We start from the raw sequence: 23,922 nt of genomic DNA, 5'->3' as shown, positions 1-23,922 counted from the left end.
TGTATTATTATATCATTAGAAGTTAATTTTCGGATTTATTTATAGGGTAAATCTACAGACTTTTTAAGGGAAATAGAAGTCAAAAAATTTTAAGAAAGTGGTAAATACTTATTATGAGCAAACGCATTTTGATTGTTGAAGATGAGAAAAACCTTGCTCGTTTTGTCTCTCTTGAACTTCAACACGAAGGATACGACGTTGTGACAGCAGACAACGGACGTGAAGGACTTGAAATGGCACTCGAGAAAGATTTCGATCTTATTCTCTTGGACCTTATGTTGCCTGAGATGGACGGTTTTGAAGTAACACGTCGTCTCCAACAAGAAAAAGATACTTATATTATGATGATGACAGCCCGCGATTCAATCATGGACATTGTTGCTGGTTTGGACCGCGGTGCTGATGACTATATTGTAAAACCATTTGCGATTGAAGAACTATTGGCACGTATCCGTGCAACCTTCCGTCGCCAAGATATCGAAGCTGCTAAGAATGCACCAGCAAAAGCATCAACTTATCGTGATTTGAAATTGGATGTTCAAAACCGTACAGTTGTTCGTGGTGATGAAGCAATTCCATTGACAAAACGTGAGTTTGATTTGTTGAACACACTTTTGAGCAATATGAACCAAGTGATGACCCGTGAGGAACTCTTGCTTCAAGTTTGGAAATATGATGACGCCATCGAAACAAACGTTGTAGATGTTTATATTCGTTACTTGCGTGGAAAAATCGATGTTCCAGGTAAGGAATCATATATTCAAACAGTACGAGGAATGGGTTACGTTATCCGTGAAAAATGAGTAAATTACAAGATAAATTATTTGGTAAAGTAACCATTAGAAAAAAGTTGACCATGACAACTGCTGTGGTCTTCTTTCTTGTATTGTCGATGTTCACTCTGGTTGTTGTTTTCTCAGCCAATACGCTACTTTTGCAACGTGAACGTCAAAATGTAAACACTACAATCTCAAAAGTTGTTACTTATATCGAAAAGGACTGGGACTCCGACGAAGAGTTGAGTCCAGAACCGCTTTTAGCGGCCCTTTATTCGCCTAAAAATATCTATGCATCGATCATTAATGGCGTGCTTTCCGAAAAGCACTCTTTGGATGGTCAGGTTGCGATTTCTAATAAATTATATTCTAACCAATCTGTTTTTGTTTATGACAAAAAGGGAACGTTTATCTTTACTTCTGAGGAGAACACAGATTCGCCTCCAGGTATGTCCGAGGTAAACAAACTGAAGTCAGTTTCCTATAAAGGGAAGCGTGGTTTCTTGCTGCAAGTTCCAATCTACGGTAAAGATAAAAAGACCATCGTTGGTTATGCCCAAATTTTCCATGATTTGGAATTCTACTATGCTCTTAAAGAGCGTTTGATTTTCTTATTGATTTTCCTAGAAGTGGGGATGACGGTCCTAGTTATCGCAGCAACTGTAGTTGTCTTGACATCTATTCTTCGTCCGATGAGACAGTTGCACGAAACGATGGGAGTTATCACCGATTCGCCAAGTGATTTGGAACTTCGTTCTAAGATTGAAAGTCACGATGAAATTGGTGATTTGGCGGTTAACTTTAACCGTATGATGGATAAAATCCAAGAAAATAATCAGATGCAGATGCGTTTCTTGAGTGACGTCAGTCATGAATTGCGTACACCGATTGCTGTTATCAAGGGGCATATGGACCTCTTGCAACGTTGGGGTAAAAATGACCCAGAGATTCTTGAGGAAAGTCTTGAGGCTGCCAGTCACGAGGCCAACCGTATGACGATTATGATTAATGATATGTTGGATTCTATCCGTGTCAAAGGATCATTTGAAAATCATAGAAACGATACTTGTGATTTGAATTCTTCAATCCGTACGGTTATTGGTAACTTCCGCGTCTTGCACGAAGACTACCAATTCTATCTCAATGATTTTGAGAGTTCAGAGCGCCCTGCACAGATTTACAGCCAACACTTTGAACAGGCGATTACGATTTTGATTGATAATGCGGTCAAGTATTCTCCTGTTAACAAGGAAATCCAGGTTACAATTAAGGCTCTGGAAGATGAAATGTTGGTACAAGTTCAAGATAATGGTGAAGGGATCTCTAAAGAAGATATTGAACATATCTTTGAGCGCTTCTACCGTTCAGATAAGGCACGTAATCGTACGACAACGCAATCTGGTGTTGGTATTGGTTTGTCAATCCTTTACCAAATTGTGGAAGCTTATCGTTGCCGTATCGATGTTAGTTCTGAACTTGGTGTTGGAACACGTTTCGACCTTTACATTCCATTTGCGGATGGAGGAACGACGACACCTCAGCTTGAGCTTTAAATCAATTTATAAGAGACTTAAAGTGATTCTTGGTCATGAGCACGCCTCGTTTAGGGCGTGCTTTTTATGTGTTTTTATGGTAAAATAGAGTACCGAATTTCAAAGATTGGTGGTGAAGTGCATGCGTTGTCCAAAATGTCAACATAATAAATCTAGTGTTATCGATAGCCGTCAGGCAGAGGATGGGAATACCATTCGTCGTCGTCGTGAGTGTGATTCTTGTCATGCTCGTTTTACAACATTTGAGCGTGTGGAGGAAGTTCCACTTTTGGTTGTCAAAAAAGACGGTACCCGTGAACAATTCTCTCGCGATAAGATTTTCAATGGTATCTTGATGAGTGCTCAGAAGCGTCCGGTTTCTAGTGAGGATATCGAAAATGCCATCACCCGTATTGAGCAAAACATTCGTCGTAACCATGATGGAGAGGTTGATAGTGATGTCATTGGGAATTTAGTGATGAAAGAACTTGCTGACCTTGATGAAATCACTTATGTACGTTTTGCCAGTGTCTACCGTTCTTTCAAAGATGTTGATGAGATTGAAGAGTTGCTTCAAGAAATCACCAAAACTGTACGTGCGAAAAAAGAGTCTAAAAAATGAGACCTATTGAAGAATTTGTCTATGTTGGCAATCAGGTTATCGTTCCCGATCAGGCAAGTTTGATGCGTTGCTATTATCCCATTATTGGGAGTGAAGGATACGCTCTCTACCAGTATTTCGTGGCTTTTTATGACAATGGTAATCACCGCCATAAGTTTGCGGCTATTCTGAACCATCTTAACTTTGGAATGCAGCCCCTTCAGGAGGCACTGGCGGTTCTGACAGCAGTAGATCTCTTGGCCTTTTACCACTCACCTCAAGGGTTTTATGTTATAGAGCTTAAGTCTCCCTTATCAATTGAGCAGTTTCTAAAACATGCCGTTTATAGTTCACTTCTCGAGCAAAAGATTAGTGAACCAGCAGTAGATGCTTTGAAACCGGCAGGTCTACAAGGCTTGCAAGATTTATCTAAACGTTTTTCGGATGTCTTTACCGATGAGCGTTTGGCTCAAAAGTCTGTGTCTGAAATCAAGCCTAAAAATTCGTTTGATTTAAGCAGTTTCAGGAATCGTATGCAGGCTGACGGACTTGTATTTACAGATGAAAAGACAGATGTGCCAGAAATCTATAAATTGTCTGAAACTCATGACATGAATTGGTATGATACCTATCTCTTAGCGAAAAAGACAGCCGTGAACCACCAGATTATTGTCAAGCGTATGCAGGTGCAATTAGAACAGGCTCAAGCTCAAACATTGGGTGGTGATTCTGCTTTGACGGAGACGGAGAAAAAGATTCTTAAAGCGGTTAGGTCCGAAAAGCCTATAGATTACTTGCAAAGTGCTAAAGGCCCAAGCGGGACTGTGACTAATTCTGAGAAGCAGATTCTCACGGATTTGGCACAAAGAGGCTTTATGGATGAGGTTATTAACCTTATGGTTGCCTACAGTTTGGGACGGACACGTTCGACGAATGTAAATCGAGAGTATATCTCTAAACTTGCCAATGACTTTGCTTTTAAGAATATCGTCACTGCTGAACAGGGACTTTTAGCCTTGCGTAGTGGTTACGACAAGAAATCACAGCAAGCAAAAGCTGATTCTAAGAAGAAAACAAATGTGCCGAGCTGGAGTAATCCAGATTATGATAATCAAACCAGTCAGGCTGATCAGGCCAAGTTGGATGAAATTAGACGTCGAGCTTTGGCAAAACTAGAAAAAGGAAAGGAGTAGCCTATGGAAAGAATTGGACAAACCCTAAACCGAACAGGGCATCATGGGTCTGGCAATGCAACAGATTTAACGAAGCAAATTTTAGCAGATCCAAGAGTGGCTAGCTTTATTCAAGAGCATAGCCTAAGCCAGGATGAAATCAAACGTAGTCTTCCTAAGTTTAATCAATTCCTAGTGGAATGCCGTAAGGTCAAAGAAGGTGATGCCTCGTATATTGCCAAAGGGTATGAACCGATTCTGACCATGAATGAAGGCTACGCTGATGTCACCTATAAGGAGACGCGTCAGCTCAAGGAACAACAAGAACAGCAGGCTATTGCTAAACGGATTAACTTGGTGAGTCTGCCTCAGTCTTATCGTAAGATTACCTTTGCGGACATTGCTCTAGATGATGTGGCGCGTGTAGATACCTTTGAGAGTCTCGTGGATTTTGTGGCGAATTACCCTAGTCCAGACCAGAAAGGCCTATACATTTACGGAGACATGGGGGTTGGAAAATCCTTCATGTTGGCTGCTATGGCCCATGAACTTTCCGAGACTAAGAAGGTTGCGACGACCATTATTCATTACCCATCATTTACTATTGATGTTAAAAATGGAATCAAGGATGGTTCTGTCAAGGAGCAAATTGATGCTGTCAAACAGGCGGAAGTTTTGGTTCTAGATGATATTGGTGCAGAACAATTCTCTTCTTGGATTAGAGATGATGTTTTGCAAGTTATCCTCCAGCATCGCATGATTGAGGAGTTGCCTACCTTCTTTACGTCTAACTATAGTTTTGCGGATTTAGAAGCGAAGCTATCCAATGGACGTCAAGGAGATGAGACTTGGCAGGCCAAACGTGTGATGGAGCGTATCCGTTTTCTAGCCAAAGAGGTTCACTTGAAGGGTGTTAATCGCCGTTAGGGTGATCCTAATAATGATAAAGAATAAGAGAGTTTGCTTTCCTTGGTGGAAGTGAGACTGCTAAATGAAGAAAGGAATCCCTATTTAATCAGGGACTTAAACATATGACATTACCTACAGTTGCTATCGTGGGTCGCCCAAACGTTGGGAAATCGACCCTATTTAACCGAATTGCGGGTGAACGTATCTCTATCGTCGAAGACGTTGAAGGGGTAACACGTGACCGTATTTATACCTCTGCTGAATGGCTTAACCGTCAGTTTAGCTTAATTGATACAGGTGGTATTGATGATGTTGATGCACCATTTATGGAACAAATTAAGCACCAAGCTGACATTGCCATGACTGAAGCTGACGTTATTGTCTTTGTCGTTTCAGGTAAGGAAGGTGTGACAGATGCGGACGAGTACGTTGCTCGTATTCTCTATAAGACCAACAAGCCAGTTATCTTGGCGGTAAATAAAGTGGATAACCCTGAGATGCGTGCAGATATCTATGATTTTTATTCTCTAGGTCTTGGTGATCCTTATCCAGTTTCATCTGTTCACGGTATTGGTACAGGGGATGTTCTCGATGCTATCGTTGAAAATCTTCCAACAGAAGTTGAAGAAGAAAATCCAGATATCATTCGTTTTAGTTTGATTGGACGTCCAAACGTCGGAAAATCAAGCTTGATTAACGCCATTTTGGGTGAGGACCGAGTGATTGCCAGCCCGATTGCTGGTACGACTCGAGATGCCATTGATACAAACTTTGTGGACAGTGAAGGTCAAGAGTATACCATGATTGACACCGCTGGTATGCGTAAATCTGGTAAGGTTTATGAAAATACGGAGAAATACTCTGTCATGCGTTCAATGCGTGCCATTGACCGTTCTGATATCGTCCTTATGGTTATCAATGCCGAAGAAGGTATCCGTGAGTATGACAAGCGTATTGCTGGTTTTGCCCATGAAGCTGGTAAAGGGATTATCATCGTAGTTAACAAATGGGATACGATTAAGAAAGACAATCATACCGTTGCTAACTGGGAAGCAGATATCCGTGATCAGTTCCAATTTTTGAGCTATGCACCAATTATCTTTGTATCGGCTGAGACGAAACAACGTCTTAACAAGTTGCCAGAGATGATTAAACGCATCAGTGAGAGTCAGAACCGTCGTATTTCATCAGCTGTTTTGAATGATGTTATCATGGATGCCATTGCCATCAACCCAACACCAACTGACAAAGGAAAACGCCTTAAGATTTTCTATGGCACACAAGTTTCGGTTAAACCACCAACATTTGTTATCTTTGTCAATGAAGAAGAGCTTATGCACTTCTCATACATGCGTTTCTTGGAAAATCAAATTCGTCAAGCCTTTGGTTTTGAGGGAACACCAATCCATTTGATTGCTCGTAAACGTAAATAAAAAAAGAGACCAACCGGAATAGAATCGTTATGGGTTGGTCTTTTATCATTGTAAGGAGAAAACGATGTTAGAAAATATTCAATCTTATTTATCTAAACAAGGGGTTAAGTATATCAAACCTGAAAAAGCGGGCCCACATAAGGAAGAGATGGAAGACCTCAAGGCACTTGGTCAAGCAGCTCGTAAGGAGATGCAGGCTTTAGCAAAACTTCTAGAGGAGCGTTTGGCACCCTTTAAGATGGATCGTGTCAGTAATTGGGCTAATCAAGCACAAATATGCCGGCCACACTTTTGGTGCTATTACAGGGCCCCTGAGGATAGTTTAGACGATGTTGCCATGGCGATTCGACTTTATGGTCAGCCTGAAAAATGGGGGATTTCAGTAGAAGTTAGCTTTGTCGAACGTAAAAAATCAGATACCACTCTAGCTAAGCAACATAAGGTCCTAGACTTACCGATTGCACCCTCTCTATACTATTTTGCTCAGGAAAATGGTGTTAGTCATCGTGTGGAAGGAACGGAAGAGAATCGTCAGATGCTTAAAGAAGCAATTAGAGATGGTCGAGTTCGTAAGGTGTTGGTCAAGTATGATGTGACAGTGACTGCTAGTGAAACAATGGAAGAATTGGTAGAAGAACTTACTGATGGATTCTATAAGTTGAAACCATACTACGAGGAAGCTAATCAAAACTAAAAAATCTCCAGGTTCTTTCTGGAGATTTTCCTTGTTATTTTGGTGAAATCACTTCAGCACCACCCATGTAAGGACGAAGAACTTCAGGGATAGTTACTGAACCATCTTCGTTTTGGTAGTTTTCAAGGATAGCGGCTACTGTACGTCCAACAGCAAGTCCTGAACCGTTAAGAGTGTGAAGAAGTTTTACTTTACCATCGGCTTCGTCACGGTAACGGATTTGTGCACGACGGGCTTGGAAATCTTCTGTGTTTGAACATGAAGAAATTTCGCGGTAAGTGTTTTGTGCTGGAATCCAAACTTCCAAGTCGTAAGTTTTCGCAGCTGAGAATCCCATATCGCCAGTACACAAAGTGATGACACGGTATGGCAAGTTAAGTTTTTGAAGAATGTTTTCAGCGTTAACTACCATTTTTTCCAATTCATCATAAGAGTTTTCAGGTTTTGAGAATTTGACCATTTCAACCTTGTGGAATTGGTGAAGACGAATCAAACCACGTGTGTCACGACCAGCTGAACCAGCTTCTGAACGGAATGAAGGGCTCATAGCTGTGAAGTAGATTGGCAATTCTTTACCATCAAGGATTTCACCACGGTAGTAGTTTGTCAAAGGAACTTCGGCTGTTGGGATAAGGACATAGTCAGTACCGTCAAGCTCGAAAGTATCTTCCTTGAATTTTGGATATTGACCAGTACCGAACATTGAGTCGTGGTTAACCATGTAAGGTGTGATCATCTCAGTGTAACCTTCTTTAGCGTGCTCATCCAACATGAAGTTGTAGATTGCACGTTCCAATTTTGCTCCAAGGCCTTTGTAGAAGAGGAAGCGAGAACCAGTGACTTTAGCACCACGTTCCCAATCTAGGATACCAAGGTCTTCCCCAAGATCCCAGTGTGCTTTAACTTCAAAATCAAATTCACGAGGTGTTCCCCAACGACGAACTTCTACGTTTTCGTCTTCGTCAGCACCTACTGGAACAGAGTCATTTGGTGTGTTTGGAAGTGTCACAACGATGGCGTTAAGCTTCTCATCGATAGCAGCAAGTTCTGCATCAATCTCCTTAATTTCTGCAGAGACTTTTTGCATTGCTGCGATTTGTTCGGAAGCATCTTCTTTGTTACGCTTAGCTTGAGCGATACCATCTGAAGCAATGTTACGTTGAGCCTTGAGTTCTTCAGATTTGATAAGAAGTTCGCGACGTTTAACATCAAGCTCTTTGAGTTCATTTAAAGTTTCAGCAGCGACACCACGTGTAGCCAATTTTTCGGCAAGGGCATCGAAGTCGTTACGAATACGTTTTACATCTAACATAAGTTCCTCCAAAAAGTAAAACACTCCAGTGAAAGTGTTGGAGTGACATAGGCCACGGTTCCATCCAACTTCACAGGAGTGCACTTGTTTATGTTTTTAATTATTAGAAACGGTAGAATTTCGTAGGTCAACCCTACCTGCTCGCAGCAACCGCAGGCTTTCTGTAAGGGTCTAGCTAGTACTTATCCGTCTGTTATATTATACAAAAATTATGATTTTTTGGCAAATAAACCTTTGAGTCGAGCCCCAATAGTTTGAATGAGAGTTGGTAGCTTGACGACTTTTTCATTGCCAAGGTGTTCCCTAGCAATTTTTAGAATCTTCCCAGAATCTTTAGAAGCAAAGAGGAATTTGCTCTTGTCTGTCAACACTTCAAAGTGACGGCTAATTCTCTTTCCTGATACATTCGCACCGATTTGAGTAATGCTAGTCCATGGAATTTGAATGTATTGCTCGACATTGACATCTGGGTAGAATTCAAGAGCCACATCTCCGATTAGAAATTTACCGACTTTCCCCCCGATAGCCATGTAGGAAACGCCTGTTGTATGTAGTTCAACTGTTTTGTTTAGTGATTGTGCCATATCTATCTCGCTTTTTGATTGTAGTACCTTTATTATAGCATAAGAAAAGAGTTCAGCTTTGCTAAACTCTTACTCTTTTTACATGATTCCGAAGAAGCTTGCAACAATACCAACTACAAAGAGTCCGATGATGATTGTGATTGGTGAAACTTTCTTCTTAAGCAACCACATACATGCAAAAGTAAGGAGAAGTCCCATCAAACCTGGAATCAATGAATCCAATTGTTTTTGAAGGGTATCCACTTGAATCTTATCGAAGCTAAGTTTGTCATTAACTTGGCCGAGGATAGTCTTAAGTTGGTCACCGCTAACATTGCCTTTAGGCCATTCGATATAGGCACCTTTAGACAAAACTTTACCTGGAAGTTTTACAGTGAAGACGATAGAAACCCAACGTTCAACAAGGACAGCCAAGATGAACATACCAAGGATTGATGCCCCTTTAGTAATATCTTTCAAGATACCACCAGACATGTCTTTAGTGATTTCTGAACCTGCTTTGTAACCAAGTTCTTGAGTGTACCATAAGAAGGCCATACGGATAAGGTTCCAACCGATGAAGAAGATAAGTGGACCAGCGATGTTACCAGCTTGTGCCAATGATGCACCAAGGGCACCAAGGATAGGACGAACTGTGAACCAGAAAACAGGGTCACCGATACCGGCAAGAGGTCCCATCATACCGATTTTAACCCCTTGGATAGCAGCATCTTCGATGTCAGTACCGTTAGCTTTTTCTTCTTCAAGAGCCAAGGTAACACCCATGATAGGAGCAGCTACGTAAGGGTGGGTATTGAAGAATTCCAAGTGACGTTTAAGAGCTGCGGCTTGGTCTTCTTTGTTAGTATAGAGTTTTTTAATAGCAGGAATGAGTGAGTAAGCCCAACCCAAGTTTTGCATACGTTCATAGTTCCATGAACCTTGCAAGAATTGTGAGCGCCACCAAACCTTTTTACGATCCGCTTGAGATAATTGAATTTTTTCAGCCATGAGAGCACCCCTTCCTAGTAGTCTTCCAAGATATCGCCGATTGGGTCGCCTGAACCAGATGAAGTTCCGCCACCATTTCCGCCACCTTGTTTAGAAAGGTTGAGGTAGATGAAGGCAATAGCGACACCGATAGCACCAAGAGCGATAAGTGTCAATTGGCTAATAGCAGCAAAAGCAAAACCGATGGCGAAGAATGGCCAAACTTCACGAGTTGCCATCATGTTGATAACCATGGCGTAACCAACGGCTACGACCATACCACCACCGACAACCATACCGTGGTTGAGCCAGTCAGGCATCAAACCAAGGGCATGTTGAACAGATTCTGCTGGGATAGCAAGAAGAAGGGCAGCTGGCACAGCGATACGCAAACCTTGAAGAAGGAGGGCGAGGTAGTGTGCACGTTCAACACCAGCGATGTTTCCGCTTTCTGCAGCTTTATCTGCAGCGTGAACAAGGGCAACAGATGCTGTACGAACAAGCATAGTTAGGAAGAGACCGGCAACTGCAAGTGGGATAGCTGTTGCAGTCGCAACACCGATACCTTCAGTTGTGAAGTTACCACCTTTAACCAAAATAATGGCAGCAGCAACAGAGGCAAGGGCAGCGTCAGGAGCGACAGCGGCACCGATATTAGCCCAAGCAAGGGCAATCATTTGAAGAGAACCACCAAGCATGATACCTGCAGTGAGGTTACCTGTAGCAGCACCGATGAGGGTACATGCAACAAGTGGTTGGTGGAATTGGAATTGGTCAAGGATACCTTCAAGACCAGCAAGGAAGGCAACAACTACGACCAAAATTGCAGAAATAATTGACATATCTGACATGGTAATAATTCCTTTTCTATTGAGTTGTGATTAGCTGAGATTATCAACTAATTTATCCGAATGAAGGTTATTGAACGTTAGCTTTTTTGATAAGGTCGAACAAATCTTTCTTAGAATCATTTGGTACCTTACGGACGTCGAATTCAACGCCAAGGTCACGCAATTTTTCGAAGCAAGCAACATCGTCTTTGTCCATAGACAAAACGTTGTTAACCATTGTTTTACCAGTTGAGTGAGCCATAGAACCAACGTTAAGTTCTTTGATTGGCACGCCACCTTCGATAGCACGAAGTGCGTCTTGAACAGTTTCGAACAAGATAAGCGCGTGTGTGTTACCAAAGCGAGGGTCCTTAGAAGCATCAATCAATTTTTGAATTGGAACAACGTTTGCTTTAACCCCATTTGGTGCTGCTTGTTTGATCAATTCTTTACGAAGCTCATCTTTAGCAACGTCATCTGAAGCAACAATGATACGGTCTGCTTTAGAAGCAGGTGTCCAGTTAGTTGCTACCTGACCATGCAAGAGACGTGTGTCCAAACGTGCCAAGTTAATCTTGAGTTTACCATCTCCGATAACTGTCCCTTCTGGGATAGCTCCTTGAGGTGCAGCAGCTTCTACAGGAGCTGCTGTTGTTTCCTCAACTGGATTAAGCTCCTCTGGAAGTGCTTTGATACCACCCTTAGCTTCCTTGATGATATTAGCAGCAACTTGCTCTGCAGTAGCGTTAGCATCCATCATACGTTCAGTGTATGCTTGGATTAGCATTGGCAAGTTAAGTCCTGTGATGATAGCAATCTTGCGATCTGGATTTTCTCCAGCAATTCGGCTAGCTTGGTTAAATGGTGAACCAGACCAAAGGTCAGCCAAAACAAGAATTTCATCATCAGCATCGAATTGTGCAATGGCGTCGTTGAAGTGAGCGTACAAGTCATCAGGACCTTCACTTGGCATGAAAGTTACGACTTGAACTTTCTCTTGGTCTCCAAAAATCATAGAGCCTGATTGGTGGATTCCTTCAGCGAACTTACCATGGCTGGCAATAATAATACCGATACCCATTCGTGTTCTCCTCCTTATAAATTATTTTTTCCTAGGCTTAAAAAGACTATCTCCGATTTTTATCAAGACGCTAAAAAAAGCGTCTCTCAATCTTTTTAAACATAAGAAATCAAGAACAATTATATTGTAAAACGCTTTCACGCAAATGTCAATAGCTAGTGAGAAAAAATTTCAAAAGAAGTCAAATTCTTTCAAAAATGAGCAAAATATTATAAAAAGATTGCCCAACCATTAGATCAGACAATCTTTTTATAATATTCGGAGATTATTTCTTCTTGACAATGAGTCGGAAAAGATTTTTAAATCCTTGTTTGAGGACAGCGATAAAGCTAGGTGCTTTTCTTAAACTTTCTCGAGGAATTCTTTTTTGAATTTCTTTCAAAGTTATTCGGCTTTTTCGACTGGCAAAACGGAAACGTCCATTTTGCTTAGTACGGATTTCAAAACGTGGGATGAACTTACCACCGAAGTACACATCAGCAATCACATAAGTGACTTCATCCCAAGGAATTTGAACGTAGTCTTGTAACTTCGTATCATTGTAAAATTCGAAAGCCTTATCTCCGACCATGATATTTCCGTAAATAGGCCCTTCACGAAACCAAGTTCCCTTAGTTGTGTGAGCCATTTCGGTATTGAGCGATTTAACCATATCTTGCTCCGATTAGAGTACACCAATAATGTGGAGCACAATAGCTAGAACAAAGATACCCAAAATGATAACGATTGGAGAAACTTTTCTCTTAAGAAGGTACATACAGAGGAAAGTCAAACCAAGGGCAGCAAGACCAGGAATCAATTGGTTCAAGTTATCTTGCAATGTTGTCACCTTGTTGGCTTCGAGTGATTTGCCAGCAGCTTGTTCTAGGAAGGCTGCTTTAACACCAGCAATACCTTTTGGAAGTTTATCCCAATCGATATAAGCGCCTTCTTGTTGTTTAACAACAGAGACAACTGGTGTGAAGGTAATGCTTACCCAACGTTGGATAAGAGAACCGATAACGAACATCCCCATCATTGATGCGCCACGAGTTACTTGTTGAAGAAGGTTACCTGACAAGTCGTCTGTAATCGCAGTACCAGCACGGTAACCGAATTCTTGAGTGTACCATTTAACGGCAGCTACCATGACGTTCCAGAGAACGAAGAAGACGATTGGGCCTAGGACGTTACCTGAAACAGCCAAACCTGCTCCTAGTGAAAGGAAGATTGGACGAAGGGTAAACCAGAAGAGAGGGTCACCGGCACCTGCAAGAGGTCCCATCATACCGACCTTAACCCCTGAGATAGCAGCATCATCGATCTCAGCACCGTTGGCACGTTCTTCTTCCAAGGCAAGTGTAACCCCAAAGATTGGGTTAGCCATGAAAGGTTGTGTATTAAAGAATTCTAAGTGACGCTTAAGCGCAGCAGCACGTTCTTCTTTAGTTTGATAAAGTTTTTTGATTGCAGGAATAAGGGTGTAAGCCACACCACCATTTTGCATACGTTCATAGTTGAATGAAGCTAAAAGGAAGTATGAGCGCAAGAAAGCTTTGAAACGATCTGCTTTTGTTAATTTAATTTTTGAATCAGCCATTTTCTTTCCTCCTAATTAAAAGTCTTCCAGAATTTCACCGAGGGGATCACCTGATCCTCCATCATTTGAAGAACCATTTGAACCACTAGCTTCAAGCGCAAGGTACATAACGGCAAGACAGAGGCCGATGATACCCAAGCTAATCAAGGTCAACTCTTTGAGGGCAGCCAAAGCAAAACCAAGGAAGAAGAATGGCCAAACTTCACGACTAGACATCATGTTGATAACCATGGCATAACCAACGGCTACAACCATACCACCACCGATTGTCATACCTGATTTTAACCATTCAGGCATAGCTTCAAGACCAGATTGTACGAGGTGAGCAGGAATCAAGAGCAAGAGGAGGGCAGGGATAGCAACACGGAGACCTTGGAGGGCCATACCGATAAAGTGCCATCTTTCAACACCAGCGATATCAGCAGCTTCTGCACGGCTATCCATAATATGAGCGATGAAGACAGTTGCTGTACGGACAACCATTGTCAAGGCAAGACCGGCAACAGCCAAAGGCACCGCAAGGGCGATGGCAGGACCAATCCCTTTAGTTCCTTGACCACCCAAGATAAGGATGATTGTAGAAGCTACAGCGGCAAGTGAGGCATCTGGTGCCATGGCAGCACCAACGTTAGCCCATCCCATAGTGATCAACTGTAAGCTACCACCCAACATTACGCCGAGTTCGAGATGACCAGTAACAAGACCGATAAGGGAACAAGCCACAACTGGTTGGTATGTTTCGATTTGGTCGTTAACTGAGCTACAACCGATGATGAAAGCAACAATTACGACTAAAATAATTTGTACTAAACTCATTTATGCATCCTCCAAAATTATTTCTTCTCTGCTAATTTAGTTTCAGCTGACTTAATCAAGGCATCAACGTTTGCTGGGCTATCACTTGGCACCCCACGAACGTCAAATTTGACACCCAATGATTGCAACTCTTTGATAGCATCCACATCTGTTTGGTCAAATGAAAGAGCCTTAGTAACGTTGACTTTTCCTTCTTTATAAGCTGAAGAACCAAGGTTGATTTCTTTAACATCAACACCTGCTTTAACAGCAGCAAGAGCATCTTCAACAGATTCAAAGAGAAGCATAGCACGTGTATCTCCAAAACGTGGGTCATTGTTTGCTTTAACCATGTTTTTAATTGGGATAACGTGAACTTGAACACCAGATGGAGCGGCTTGTTTAATCATGTTTGTACGAAGTTTATCATGACAAACAGTGTCTGAAACAACGATGATACGGTCTGGGTGAGTTGAGTGAGTCCAACCAGTCGCAACCTGACCGTGGAGGAGACGTGTGTCAACACGAGCCAAAACGTATTTGATTTTTCCATCACCAAGAACGGTTCCTTCAGGAATGGTACCTTTAGGAACAGAAGGCTTAGCGTCTGCTGGTTTAGTGTCTTCTTCAGGAATAAGGCCTTCTGGAAGGACTTTAACGCCTTCTTTTGTTTCCTTATAAATGTTAGCGACAATCTCTTCAACCCCAGCATCAGGAGCTACCATACGTTCTGTATATGCTTGGATAAGCATTGGCAAGTTGAGTCCTGTCACGATAACCATCTTGCGATCAGGATTTTCTTCCTTGATTCGGCTTGCCTGGTTAAATGGTGATCCAGACCAAAGGTCTGCAAGGACTAGAATTTCGTCGTCAGCGTCAAATTGAGCAATGGCATCTTTGAAGTGAGCGTACAAGTCGTCAGGACCTTCATTTGGCATGAAAGTAACCACTTGAACTTTCTCTTGTTCACCAAAAATCATAGAACCTGATTGGTGAATACCTTCAGCGAATTTACCATGGCTAGCAATAATAATACCGATACCCATTAGTGTTCTTCCTCCTTTTATATATTGCTTCTTAGGAATAGAAAAATGATTATTGGTATTATCATTCATGACATGAAAATGACAACAATATTTTTTTAGTCCCTCGAAAATTAGAACAATCTAATTGTAAAACGTTATCATAGATTTGTCAATGCTTTTCGTAATAAAAGTGTCATAAAATTGAAAAAAATATCAAATTATCGCAAATATACTTTCTTTTCAGACAATCAGACAAAAGGTGTTAGATATAGTTTGAAGCTATATTTAAATAGAGGAAATGGGATTATGATAAAATGAGATAAATGCTTGTAATAGCTAGTAATGGCTGCTATAATTTCGTCAATTAACTGTTTAATGTTAAATCTATAAGAAAAGAGGACCTCCTTATATCAGATTTACTAAGTATTTATAAAGAATTGCAATCTAAGAAATGGGTTGACTTGACCCACAAAATTAATGCAGAAAGTCCACACTTTCCAGCTCTCCCAGCCTTGAAACAAGAAGACCTTTTTACATTAAAAGATGGTTTCCATGTTCAAAAATTTACAGTGGTTGGTCAATACGGAACGCATATTGATGCACCGATTCACTTTGTAGAAGGTGGTCGTTGGTTGGATGAGATTGCCCTCAAAGATCTTCTTTTACCACTCTATGTTATCGACAAGTCTAAAGAAGTTGCTGCCAATCCAAACTTTATTTTGAGCAAACAAGATATCTTAGACTTTGAAGCAGAATATGGACAAATTACTGAAGGGGCCTTTGTCGCTTTTCGTAGTGATTGGTCGAAGCGTTGGCCAGATCAAGATGCTATGCGCAACCTTGATGAAAATGGGGTTCAACAGAGTCCAGGGTGGAGCCGTGAAGCTCTAGAATTCTTGATTTATGAACGTCAGGTTAAGGCTGTCGGTCACGAGACTTTTGATACAGATGCTGGCATTCCAGCAGCAGAACATGGTTTGGTAAACGAATACTACCTCTTGGAACAAAACATTTATCAGGTAGAAGTTTTGAATCAATTGGATCAAGTTCCAGCCGTTGGTGCTTTGATTTCGATTGCATTTCCTCACTGGGACAAGGCGACAGGCTCCCCAGTGCGTGCAGTGGCTATTTTACCTTAATCATAAGAAAAAACACCGAAGAAATTTTCGGTGTCTTTTGTTATTTATAAGAAGAGTTCCTGGAGTTTGCGAGCAACGCCATCCTCTTCATTAGTCCACTCAATTTGTTCGTTAGCGTGGGGGAGAAGGACAGAGCTAGCATTCTTCATGGCATAACCAGTTTTAGCAAGTTCCAACATCTCTGTGTCGTTGTGTTCGTCTCCAAAAGCAATCAGATCATCCGTTGATTTGCGCATAGCCTTAAGTAAGTAGTTTAGGGCGTAGGCCTTGTTAATACCTTTAGGTGAAAACTCCAAAATATTAAGCGGGCCACCCCAAGAATCAACTTCAATTTCTTCCTTGAAGTCTTTCTTGATATCATCGGCTAGCTGGTACTTATCTTCGTGACGAGTTTGCATAAGAAGAGCATTTGGGTTGCGCGTGATTTTAGTTGGTTCTAAACGCATAGCCTCAATAATTTTATCAACACCAAAGAGTTGTGGTTGGATACGTTCTGGGTGATTCATAGTGATATAGAAATGTTTTCGGTATTCACTTGCCAGAAAATCCATTTCTAACTCATCGTGTCGTTGTAGGAGGTCAATCAGATATTTTTTGTCTAATTTAACCGAATGCTCATAGGCCCAGTCTTGGTCTGGAAGATTGGTCAAGGAGCCATTAAAGGTAATGAGTGGTGTTTCTAACCCAAGTGTTTTGTAATGGTCGATAGCCATACGATAAGGACGACCTGTAGCAATAACGACTTGGTGTCCTTTGTTTTGTACATCTTTAATTGTTTTTTGTGTAAATTCTGAAATAGTTCCATCTGGACGCAAGAGGGTTCCATCAAGATCTAGTGCAATCAATTTTTTTGTCATGTTCCTATTATAGCAAAAATCTGTCCTTTGTTGGTGATTAAGAAAGAGCTTTCTGAGAACGTTCGGTTTTTCATAAGAAAAGTCTCAGGAAATAAACCTTGCGCCGTCAAATAATTTCATGTAGAATAGTAACGTTGCATTCTACGTGAGAATGTTCCGAAATTATTCGGATTTTGACAATATTTTTTATTAAGGAGTCTAAACTTTCATGGAAAAGTTTTTCAAATTGAAAGAACATGGTACTGATGTCCGCACAGAAGTGACTGCCGGATTGACAACTTTCTTTGCCATGTCTTACATCCTCTTTGTTAACCCAGCGATGTTGGCTCAGACAGGAATGCCTGCACAAGGTGTTTTCTTAGCAACAATTATTGGTGCGGTTGCAGGGACATTGATGATGGCCTTTTATGCCAACCTACCATACGCTCAAGCGCCTGGTATGGGACTTAATGCCTTCTTCACCTATACAGTGGTCTTTTCTTTGGGATACTCTTGGCAAGAGGCCTTAGCAATGGTCTTTTTATGTGGTGTTATTTCATTGATTATCACAGTAACTAAAGTACGTAAGATGATCATTGAGTCTATCCCAACAGCCCTCAAATCTGCTATTTCAGCAGGTATCGGTGTTTTCCTTGCCTATGTGGGGATTAAAAATGCTGGTTTCTTGAAATTCTCAATTAATCCTCATACCTACACTGTAGCAGGTAAAGGTGCTGATATGGCCAAGGCTTCAATTACAGCTTCATCATCAGCTACACCAGGTTTGGTTGCCTTCAATAACCCAACTGTTATTGTCGGTTTGATTGGTCTTGCGATCGCGATTTTCTTTATCGTTAAAGGTATTCGTGGTGGTGTTCTGCTTTCAATCCTCGTAACGACTATCATTGCTATTTTTGCTGGTGTCGTTGATCTTGGAAGCATCGACTGGCACGCAGCTAGCTTGACATCATCTATCAAAGACCTTGGTCAGGTCTTTGGTGCAGCGCTTGGATCTAAGGGATTGGGTTCACTCTTTGCAGACGTTTCTCGTTTGCCTGGTGTCTTTATGGCTATTCTCGCCTTTTCGTTGACTGATATCTTCGATACTATCGGTACCTTAATCGGTACTGGTGAAAAGGTTGGTATCATTGCTTCAACAGGTGATAACAACGAATCAAAAGCTCTTGACCGTGCCCTATACTCTGACCTTGTTGGTACAAGTATTGGTGCCATTGCAGGGACTTCAAACGTTACAACTTACGTTGAATCTGCAGCAGGTATTGGTGCTGGTGGACGTACTGGTTTGACAGCTCTCGTGGTTGCTGTACTCTTTGCCATCTCTAGTTTCTTTAGTCCAGTGGTATCAATCGTTCCTAATGCAGCAACAGCGCCTATTCTTATTATTGTAGGTGTTATGATGCTCTCTAACCTTAAGAGTGTCGATTGGGAAGACTTGTCTGAAGCTATTCCTGCATTCTTCACTTCTATTTTCATGGGATTCTCATATAGCATTACCTATGGTATCGCAGCTGGGTTCCTTACTTATACTTTGGTCAAAATTGTCAAAGGTCAAGCTAAGGATGTCCACTTTATTATGTGGATTTTGGATATCTTGTTTATCCTTAACTTCATCAGTATGGCTGTGTTCTAAAGCTTGAAAGAAAAAGTCTGTACATTTGTCAGGCTTTTTCTTTTGCGTTTTTTATCTGGAGGAATATAAGAGAGTTTTTTTGATTAACTTTCAAATATATAGTAAGTTTTACAAAACCATTTCTAATTCATGAGTGATTGATGTGGTAAAAATAAATGTAAAATTAAAATAAGCATCTTAATTTCTGACTTAAATGATTCAATATTTATAAGTTTCTACTGTATTTTTACAGTGGATTCTAGTCCATATTTTTATTTTTTGATATAATGAAAACATGATTTACAGTCAAAATGAAGAAGAATTGATTAGTATCGGCAAAAAGCTAGGTCGACTGCTCGATTCTGGAGATATAATTGTTCTCTCAGGTGATCTGGGAGCTGGCAAAACGACCTTAACTAAGGGAATTGCCAAAGGTTTGGATATTTCACAGATGATAAAGAGTCCAACGTATACTATTGTAAGGGAGTATGAGGGGCGACTGCCACTCTATCATTTAGATGTCTACCGCATTGGTGATGATCCAGATTCTATTGATTTAGATGATTTTCTGTATGGTGAAGGTGTGACAATCATCGAGTGGGGTGAGCTCCTAGATGAGAGTCTGTTAGGGGATTATCTCCTAATTTCGATATCTCATCATGGAGATGGACGTCAGTTGCTTTTTGAATCTTTCGGTCCTAGAAGTAAGGAGATTCAGGAGGAAATGATAAATGGCTGAGCAAGAATTAGTCATTGAGGAAGCTCAAAGAGAGGATGCTGCCTCTCTAGCTCGTTTACTAGAGACTGTAGCCTTGGAATCGGATTTTCTAGCACAAGATGATAGAAGTTCTATACTGAGTGCTGAACAGTTAGCCACTTATATTGAAAGTCATCAGCATAGGCTTAATGAGATTTGTTTGGTGGCGAAATTGGGTCATGAGGTCATTGGTGTTTGTAATGTTACCTCTGATCAAGATACTAAGACCAGTCATATTGGCGACGTATTTATTGCGGTTTCTAAACCCTACTGGGGGAATGGTGTTGGCCAGTTTCTTATGGAAACAATGATTGACTGGGCAGACCATACACCAGAGATCCGCCGCTTAGAGTTGACGGTTCAAGCACGTAATAAACGGGCGGTTCATCTCTATCAAAAATTCGGATTTGACATTGAAGGCACTAAGAAACGTGGTGCAAGAACTAAAAATGGAGAATTTCTAGATGTTTACCTTATGGCTAAACTCATAGATTAGGAAAAAACATGAAACTTGGACGAAAAATTTTATTGATGTTGTTGGCGATTTTTGCAACGACAGTAGTAGCTGCTGGTATTTACCTAACGACAACTTATAATTACGCCACAGGCGAATTGTCAAAAACGTTTAGGGCTTCTAAAGCAACTTCAGGGAATAGTAAGGCTATTCAACAGACTAAGCCTATAACTATTCTCTTGATGGGGGTAGATACAGGATCCAAAGAACGTAAGGAAACCTGGGAAGGAAACTCTGATACCATGATTTTGGTAACAGTGAACCCTAAGACTAAGAAAACAACCATGACCAGTTTGGAACGTGACCTTTTGACAGATATTGAGGGGTCGGGTGAAGCAAAACTAAATTCAGCATATGCTGAGGGTGGTGCTGACTTGGCTATTTCAACCATTCAAAAGGTTTTAGATATTGATATTGACTATTATGCACTGATTAATATGCAGGGTATGATTGATTTGGTAGATGCTGTTGGTGGTATTGAGGTAACGAATCATTTTGATTTTCCAATTTCGATTGCAGAAAATGAACCTGAATTTCAGGCAAAAGTTGAGCCCGGAACCCATAAAATCAATGGTGAGCAAGCTTTAGTCTATTCACGTATGCGTTACGATGACCCTGATGGTGACTATGGTCGTCAAAAACGTCAACGTGAGGTTATTCAAAAGGTTGTAGCTAAGCTATTGAAGATGGACTCTATTGGTTCTTACAAGAAAATTTTGTCGGCTGTAAGTTCAAATGTTCAAACCAGTATCGATCTTGGTGATACCAATACTTTGCGTAGCTTGATGGGTTATAGTGATGCCCTTAAAAATATTAAGTCCTACCAATTGGCTGGTTCGGATGCCATGATCAATGGTGGAAGTTATCAAGTAGCTTCAACTGAGGATATTCTTAAGGTACAAAACCGTATTAAGAAGGAAGTCGGTAAGAAGAAAGTTTCTGAATCTAATCTTAAGACTAGTTTGGTTCTCTATGGTTCTGGTAGCTCTAACTATGGCTCAGATGATTTCGTTAATTCTAAAGGAAGTGCGGCTTCGAGTGAAGCTTCTTCAAATTATGAGGCTGGGACATCTGAGGCAGCTGGTGGTGGATCGGTAAGTACCTACAATGGAGGTACTACCTATAGCAATAACTATAGTGAAAACACAGGTAATTATGTTCAGGAACAAGGTACGACAACCCCTACATACAATAATAATGGATCGGGTGTAACTACTTATAGCACTGTTCCAGCGACGCAATAAATAAGGTTGGGTGATTCCCAACCTTTTTGTTATGAAATGATAGCAATATGGTTATTCCTTGCAATGGCTTTTGAGCTATGCTATAATATAGGAAAATAACGAAAGAGAGGCGGAGTAGAAACTTCGTCTCTTGTGTGTGTAAGGAGGTCATAATGTCGCAAAAAATTATTGATCTCGTGACGGCAGTCGTAGCTCCAGCTATTCCTGAGCCATACGAACTGGTCGATATCGAGTACGAAAAGCTTGGCGGTGACTATGTCTTGTCAGTTTTGATTGATAAGCCAGGAGGTATTACTGTAGAAGATACTGCAGACTTGACTGAAATTATCAGTCCCCTCTTGGATACTATTCAGCCTGATCCTTTCCCGGATCAATACGTGCTGGAAGTTTCTAGTCCAGGGTTAGAGCGTCCCTTAAAAACCAAAGAAGCTTTGACAAATGCTGTTGGTCAGTATATCAATGTTAGTCTTTACAAGGCTATTGATAAGATCAAGATTTTCCAAGGTGACTTGGTGGCCTTTGATGGGGAAACCCTAACAATTGATTACCTTGATAAGACTCGCCATAAAACTGTTGAGATTCCCTATCAAACAGTTGCTAAAGCTCGTTTGGCAGTCAAACTCTAAAACTCTTAGTGTAAATAAAGAAAGGATGCCAGTTTTAGCCTTTAGAGGCTAAAACAACAAAGAATATGAGCAAAGAAATGCTAGAAGCCTTCCGTGTCTTGGAAGAAGAAAAACACATTAACAAGGAAGACATCATTGATGCCGTGGTTGAATCGCTTAAGTCAGCCTACAAGCGTCGTTATGGTCAGTCAGAATCAGCTGTAGTTGAATTTAATGAAAAAACAGGTGATTTTCAAGTTTATACCGTTCGTGAAGTTGTAGACGAAGTCTTTGATAGTCGTTTGGAAATTAGCTTGAAAGATGCCCTTGCTATCAGCTCTGCTTACGAGCTTGGTGACAAGATTCGTTTTGAAGAGTCAGTCGATGAATTTGGCCGTGTTGCAGCGCAATCTGCCAAACAAACCATTATGGAAAAGATGCGCAAGCAGATGCGTGAAATCACTTATAATGATTATAAGCAACATGAAGGTGAAATCATGCAAGGAACAGTTGAACGCTTTGACCAACGTTTCATTTATGTGAATCTTGGAACGCTCGAAGCTCAATTGTCACGCCAAGACCAAATTCCTGGCGAAAGCTTTAAGTCACACGACGTCATCGATGTTTATGTTTATAAAGTTGAAAACAACCCTAAAGGTGTTAACGTCTTTGTAAGCCGTAGCCATCCAGAATTCATCAAACGTATCATGGAACAAGAAATTCCTGAAGTATTTGATGGAACTGTAGAAATCATGAGTGTGTCTCGTGAAGCTGGTGATCGTACCAAAGTTGCTGTTCGCAGTCACAACCCTAACGTTGATGCTATTGGTACTATCGTTGGTCGTGGTGGAAGCAACATCAAGAAAGTTGTCAGCCGTTTCCACCCAACACGTTTGGATGCTAAGACAGGAATTGAAGTTCCTGTTGAGGAAAATATTGACGTTATTCAATGGGTTGAAGATCCAGCTGAATTTATCTACAATGCTATTGCACCCGCGGAAGTGGACTATGTTCTCTTTGACGAAGATGATAGCAAACGTGCGACAGTAGTTGTACCAGATAACAAATTATCTCTTGCAATTGGTCGTCGTGGACAAAACGTTCGTTTGGCAGCTCATTTGACTGGTTACCGTATTGACATCAAGTCAGCTTCTGAATATGAAGCACTCGAAGCTGAAAAAGCTGAGGCTGCTACTGAGGAAGTTGTTGACGAGATTGTTGCAGAAGATGCTACACCTGTTGAAGTCACAACAGAAGAAGTAACTGAAACAACAGAAAAAGAATAAGAAGAACATAGAGGTGTTTGATGGCTAAAACACGAAAAATACCTTTACGCAAATCAGTTGTCTCAGGAGAAATCATTGATAAACGTGATTTGCTCCGCATTGTAAAAACTAAAGATGGTGAGATTTTCATTGATCCAACAGGAAAGAAAAATGGCCGAGGTGCTTACATTAAACTAGATAATGAAGAAGCTCTCCAAGCTAAAAAGAAACGTGCTTTTAACCATAGTTTCTCAATGGATGTTCCTGAAAGTTTTTATGATGAACTTATTGCTTATGTGGATCACAAGGTCAAAAGAAGAGAGTTAGGTCTTGAATAACACAGAAAAATTGTCAAATATGTTAGGACTGGCACAAAGAGCTGGAAAACTTATTTCTGGCGAAGAACTTGTCATCAAGGCAGTTCAATCAGGGCAGGCGAGACTAGTTTTTCTTGCCAATGATGCTGGTAGTAACGTGACTAAAAAGACGACTGATAAATGTAACTACTATAATATAGAAGTCTCCACAGTGTTTAACGCACTGGAATTAAGCATGGCTATTGGTAAACCAAGAAAAACGGTTGCTGTAGTTGATGCTGGATTTTCAAAGAAAATGAGGACTCTTATGGACTAAAGAATAG

The 23,922-nt window shown here is 41.0% G+C and carries 26 protein-coding genes; 16 read left to right on the top strand and 10 right to left on the bottom strand.

What is annotated here, in order from left to right:
• The first annotated feature begins 113 nt into the window (after positions 1 to 113).
• The 7 genes from HMPREF2979_RS05705 (at position 114) to HMPREF2979_RS05675 (ending at position 7,117) form a co-directional block, all read left to right on the top strand.
• Positions 114 to 803, top strand: coding sequence for a response regulator transcription factor (locus HMPREF2979_RS05705; protein WP_002883757.1), 690 nt, complete (start codon positions 114 to 116; stop codon positions 801 to 803).
• Positions 800 to 2,329 (top strand): HAMP domain-containing sensor histidine kinase, encoded by a 1,530-nt coding sequence (locus HMPREF2979_RS05700; RefSeq protein WP_048673865.1) that lies wholly within the window; start codon positions 800 to 802, stop codon positions 2,327 to 2,329. The genes HMPREF2979_RS05705 and HMPREF2979_RS05700 overlap by 4 nt, the downstream gene beginning before the upstream one ends.
• 121 nt (positions 2,330 to 2,450) lie before the next feature.
• Positions 2,451 to 2,930, top strand: a complete 480-nt coding sequence (gene nrdR, locus HMPREF2979_RS05695; protein ID WP_002883820.1) for a transcriptional regulator NrdR — start codon at positions 2,451 to 2,453, stop codon at positions 2,928 to 2,930.
• Positions 2,927 to 4,102 carry a DnaD domain protein gene (locus HMPREF2979_RS05690; RefSeq protein WP_070655587.1) on the top strand — a complete coding sequence of 392 codons (1,176 nt, stop codon included), beginning with the start codon at positions 2,927 to 2,929 and terminating at the stop codon, positions 4,100 to 4,102. Before nrdR ends, HMPREF2979_RS05690 begins: the two co-directional genes overlap by 4 nt.
• Before the next feature lie 3 nt (positions 4,103 to 4,105).
• Positions 4,106 to 5,008: a primosomal protein DnaI gene (gene dnaI / locus HMPREF2979_RS05685; protein WP_070655585.1), complete on the top strand. Its 903-nt coding sequence runs from the start codon at positions 4,106 to 4,108 to the stop codon at positions 5,006 to 5,008.
• Positions 5,009 to 5,112: 104 nt separating this feature from the next.
• On the top strand, positions 5,113 to 6,423 hold the full coding sequence (der, locus tag HMPREF2979_RS05680; RefSeq protein ID WP_002886596.1) for a ribosome biogenesis GTPase Der: 1,311 nt from the start codon (positions 5,113 to 5,115) through the stop codon (positions 6,421 to 6,423).
• Positions 6,424 to 6,487: 64 nt separating this feature from the next.
• A complete protein-coding gene (locus HMPREF2979_RS05675) occupies positions 6,488 to 7,117 on the top strand; it encodes a ribonuclease P (RefSeq protein ID WP_070655583.1) in 630 nt (209 codons plus the stop codon).
• A 34-nt stretch (positions 7,118 to 7,151) separates the two neighbouring features.
• On the opposite strand, the gene serS is transcribed toward HMPREF2979_RS05675, so the two are convergent.
• The 9 genes from serS to HMPREF2979_RS05630 form a co-directional block, all read right to left on the bottom strand.
• A complete protein-coding gene (gene serS, locus HMPREF2979_RS05670; RefSeq protein WP_022495831.1) occupies positions 7,152 to 8,429 on the bottom strand; it encodes a serine--tRNA ligase in 1,278 nt (425 codons plus the stop codon).
• 209 nt (positions 8,430 to 8,638) lie between these two features.
• Positions 8,639 to 9,013: a DUF956 family protein gene (locus HMPREF2979_RS05665; protein ID WP_002883765.1), complete on the bottom strand. Its 375-nt coding sequence runs from the start codon at positions 9,011 to 9,013 to the stop codon at positions 8,639 to 8,641.
• Between the two features lie 78 nt (positions 9,014 to 9,091).
• Positions 9,092 to 10,003 carry a PTS system mannose/fructose/sorbose family transporter subunit IID gene (locus HMPREF2979_RS05660; protein ID WP_070655582.1) on the bottom strand — a complete coding sequence of 304 codons (912 nt, stop codon included), beginning with the start codon at positions 10,001 to 10,003 and terminating at the stop codon, positions 9,092 to 9,094.
• A 14-nt stretch (positions 10,004 to 10,017) separates the two neighbouring features.
• On the bottom strand, positions 10,018 to 10,833 hold the full coding sequence (locus tag HMPREF2979_RS05655; protein WP_002883747.1) for a PTS mannose/fructose/sorbose transporter subunit IIC: 816 nt from the start codon (positions 10,831 to 10,833) through the stop codon (positions 10,018 to 10,020).
• 67 nt (positions 10,834 to 10,900) lie between these two features.
• The gene (locus tag HMPREF2979_RS05650; RefSeq protein ID WP_064524531.1) at positions 10,901 to 11,893 is read right to left on the bottom strand and encodes a PTS sugar transporter subunit IIB; all 993 of its coding nucleotides are present in this window, start codon (positions 11,891 to 11,893) and stop codon (positions 10,901 to 10,903) included.
• A gap of 265 nt (positions 11,894 to 12,158) precedes the next feature.
• The gene (locus HMPREF2979_RS05645) at positions 12,159 to 12,545 is read right to left on the bottom strand and encodes a DUF956 family protein (protein ID WP_070655580.1); all 387 of its coding nucleotides are present in this window, start codon (positions 12,543 to 12,545) and stop codon (positions 12,159 to 12,161) included.
• Positions 12,546 to 12,557: 12 nt separating this feature from the next.
• Entirely contained in the window at positions 12,558 to 13,472 is a 915-nt protein-coding gene (locus tag HMPREF2979_RS05640; protein WP_002889984.1) for a PTS system mannose/fructose/sorbose family transporter subunit IID, read from the bottom strand.
• Between the two features lie 15 nt (positions 13,473 to 13,487).
• Positions 13,488 to 14,288, bottom strand: a complete 801-nt coding sequence (locus tag HMPREF2979_RS05635; RefSeq protein ID WP_002886606.1) for a PTS mannose/fructose/sorbose transporter subunit IIC — start codon at positions 14,286 to 14,288, stop codon at positions 13,488 to 13,490.
• 17 nt (positions 14,289 to 14,305) lie between these two features.
• Positions 14,306 to 15,313, bottom strand: a complete 1,008-nt coding sequence (locus tag HMPREF2979_RS05630) for a PTS sugar transporter subunit IIB (protein WP_048674285.1) — start codon at positions 15,311 to 15,313, stop codon at positions 14,306 to 14,308.
• Positions 15,314 to 15,699: 386 nt separating this feature from the next.
• Between HMPREF2979_RS05630 and HMPREF2979_RS05625 the strand changes: the two genes are divergently transcribed.
• Positions 15,700 to 16,431: a cyclase family protein gene (locus tag HMPREF2979_RS05625; protein WP_037599032.1), complete on the top strand. Its 732-nt coding sequence runs from the start codon at positions 15,700 to 15,702 to the stop codon at positions 16,429 to 16,431.
• 44 nt (positions 16,432 to 16,475) lie between these two features.
• Here the strand turns inward: HMPREF2979_RS05625 and HMPREF2979_RS05620 are convergent, their stop codons facing one another.
• Positions 16,476 to 17,288, bottom strand: coding sequence for an HAD family hydrolase (locus tag HMPREF2979_RS05620; protein ID WP_070655578.1), 813 nt, complete (start codon positions 17,286 to 17,288; stop codon positions 16,476 to 16,478).
• A 208-nt stretch (positions 17,289 to 17,496) separates the two neighbouring features.
• Between HMPREF2979_RS05620 and HMPREF2979_RS05615 the strand changes: the two genes are divergently transcribed.
• The 8 genes from HMPREF2979_RS05615 (at position 17,497) to HMPREF2979_RS05580 (ending at position 23,915) form a co-directional block, all read left to right on the top strand.
• Positions 17,497 to 18,918: an NCS2 family permease gene (locus HMPREF2979_RS05615; protein ID WP_070655576.1), complete on the top strand. Its 1,422-nt coding sequence runs from the start codon at positions 17,497 to 17,499 to the stop codon at positions 18,916 to 18,918.
• Positions 18,919 to 19,192: 274 nt separating this feature from the next.
• Positions 19,193 to 19,636, top strand: coding sequence for a tRNA (adenosine(37)-N6)-threonylcarbamoyltransferase complex ATPase subunit type 1 TsaE (tsaE, locus tag HMPREF2979_RS05610; RefSeq protein WP_070655574.1), 444 nt, complete (start codon positions 19,193 to 19,195; stop codon positions 19,634 to 19,636).
• Positions 19,629 to 20,150: a GNAT family N-acetyltransferase gene (locus HMPREF2979_RS05605; RefSeq protein WP_070655572.1), complete on the top strand. Its 522-nt coding sequence runs from the start codon at positions 19,629 to 19,631 to the stop codon at positions 20,148 to 20,150. Before tsaE ends, HMPREF2979_RS05605 begins: the two co-directional genes overlap by 8 nt.
• Before the next feature lie 8 nt (positions 20,151 to 20,158).
• On the top strand, positions 20,159 to 21,412 hold the full coding sequence (gene brpA / locus HMPREF2979_RS05600; RefSeq protein ID WP_014633909.1) for a glycopolymer--peptidoglycan transferase LytR: 1,254 nt from the start codon (positions 20,159 to 20,161) through the stop codon (positions 21,410 to 21,412).
• 152 nt (positions 21,413 to 21,564) lie between these two features.
• Complete coding sequence (gene rimP, locus HMPREF2979_RS05595; RefSeq protein ID WP_070655570.1) at positions 21,565 to 22,038, top strand: ribosome maturation factor RimP; 474 nt, start codon at positions 21,565 to 21,567, stop codon at positions 22,036 to 22,038.
• A gap of 65 nt (positions 22,039 to 22,103) precedes the next feature.
• Entirely contained in the window at positions 22,104 to 23,303 is a 1,200-nt protein-coding gene (nusA, locus tag HMPREF2979_RS05590; protein ID WP_070475559.1) for a transcription termination factor NusA, read from the top strand.
• Between the two features lie 20 nt (positions 23,304 to 23,323).
• Positions 23,324 to 23,620, top strand: coding sequence for an RNase P modulator RnpM (rnpM, locus tag HMPREF2979_RS05585; protein WP_002883779.1), 297 nt, complete (start codon positions 23,324 to 23,326; stop codon positions 23,618 to 23,620).
• On the top strand, positions 23,613 to 23,915 hold the full coding sequence (locus HMPREF2979_RS05580) for a YlxQ-related RNA-binding protein (protein WP_002883776.1): 303 nt from the start codon (positions 23,613 to 23,615) through the stop codon (positions 23,913 to 23,915). Before rnpM ends, HMPREF2979_RS05580 begins: the two co-directional genes overlap by 8 nt.
• Positions 23,916 to 23,922 lie beyond the last annotated feature (7 nt).

The sequence above is a fragment of the Streptococcus sp. HMSC078H12 genome (assembly GCF_001814615.1).
GTDB classification, from domain to species: Bacteria; Bacillota; Bacilli; order Lactobacillales; family Streptococcaceae; genus Streptococcus; species Streptococcus salivarius_F.
The sequence above is the reverse complement of the archived record's forward strand: the minus strand, read 5'-3'. Positions and strand labels throughout refer to the sequence as shown.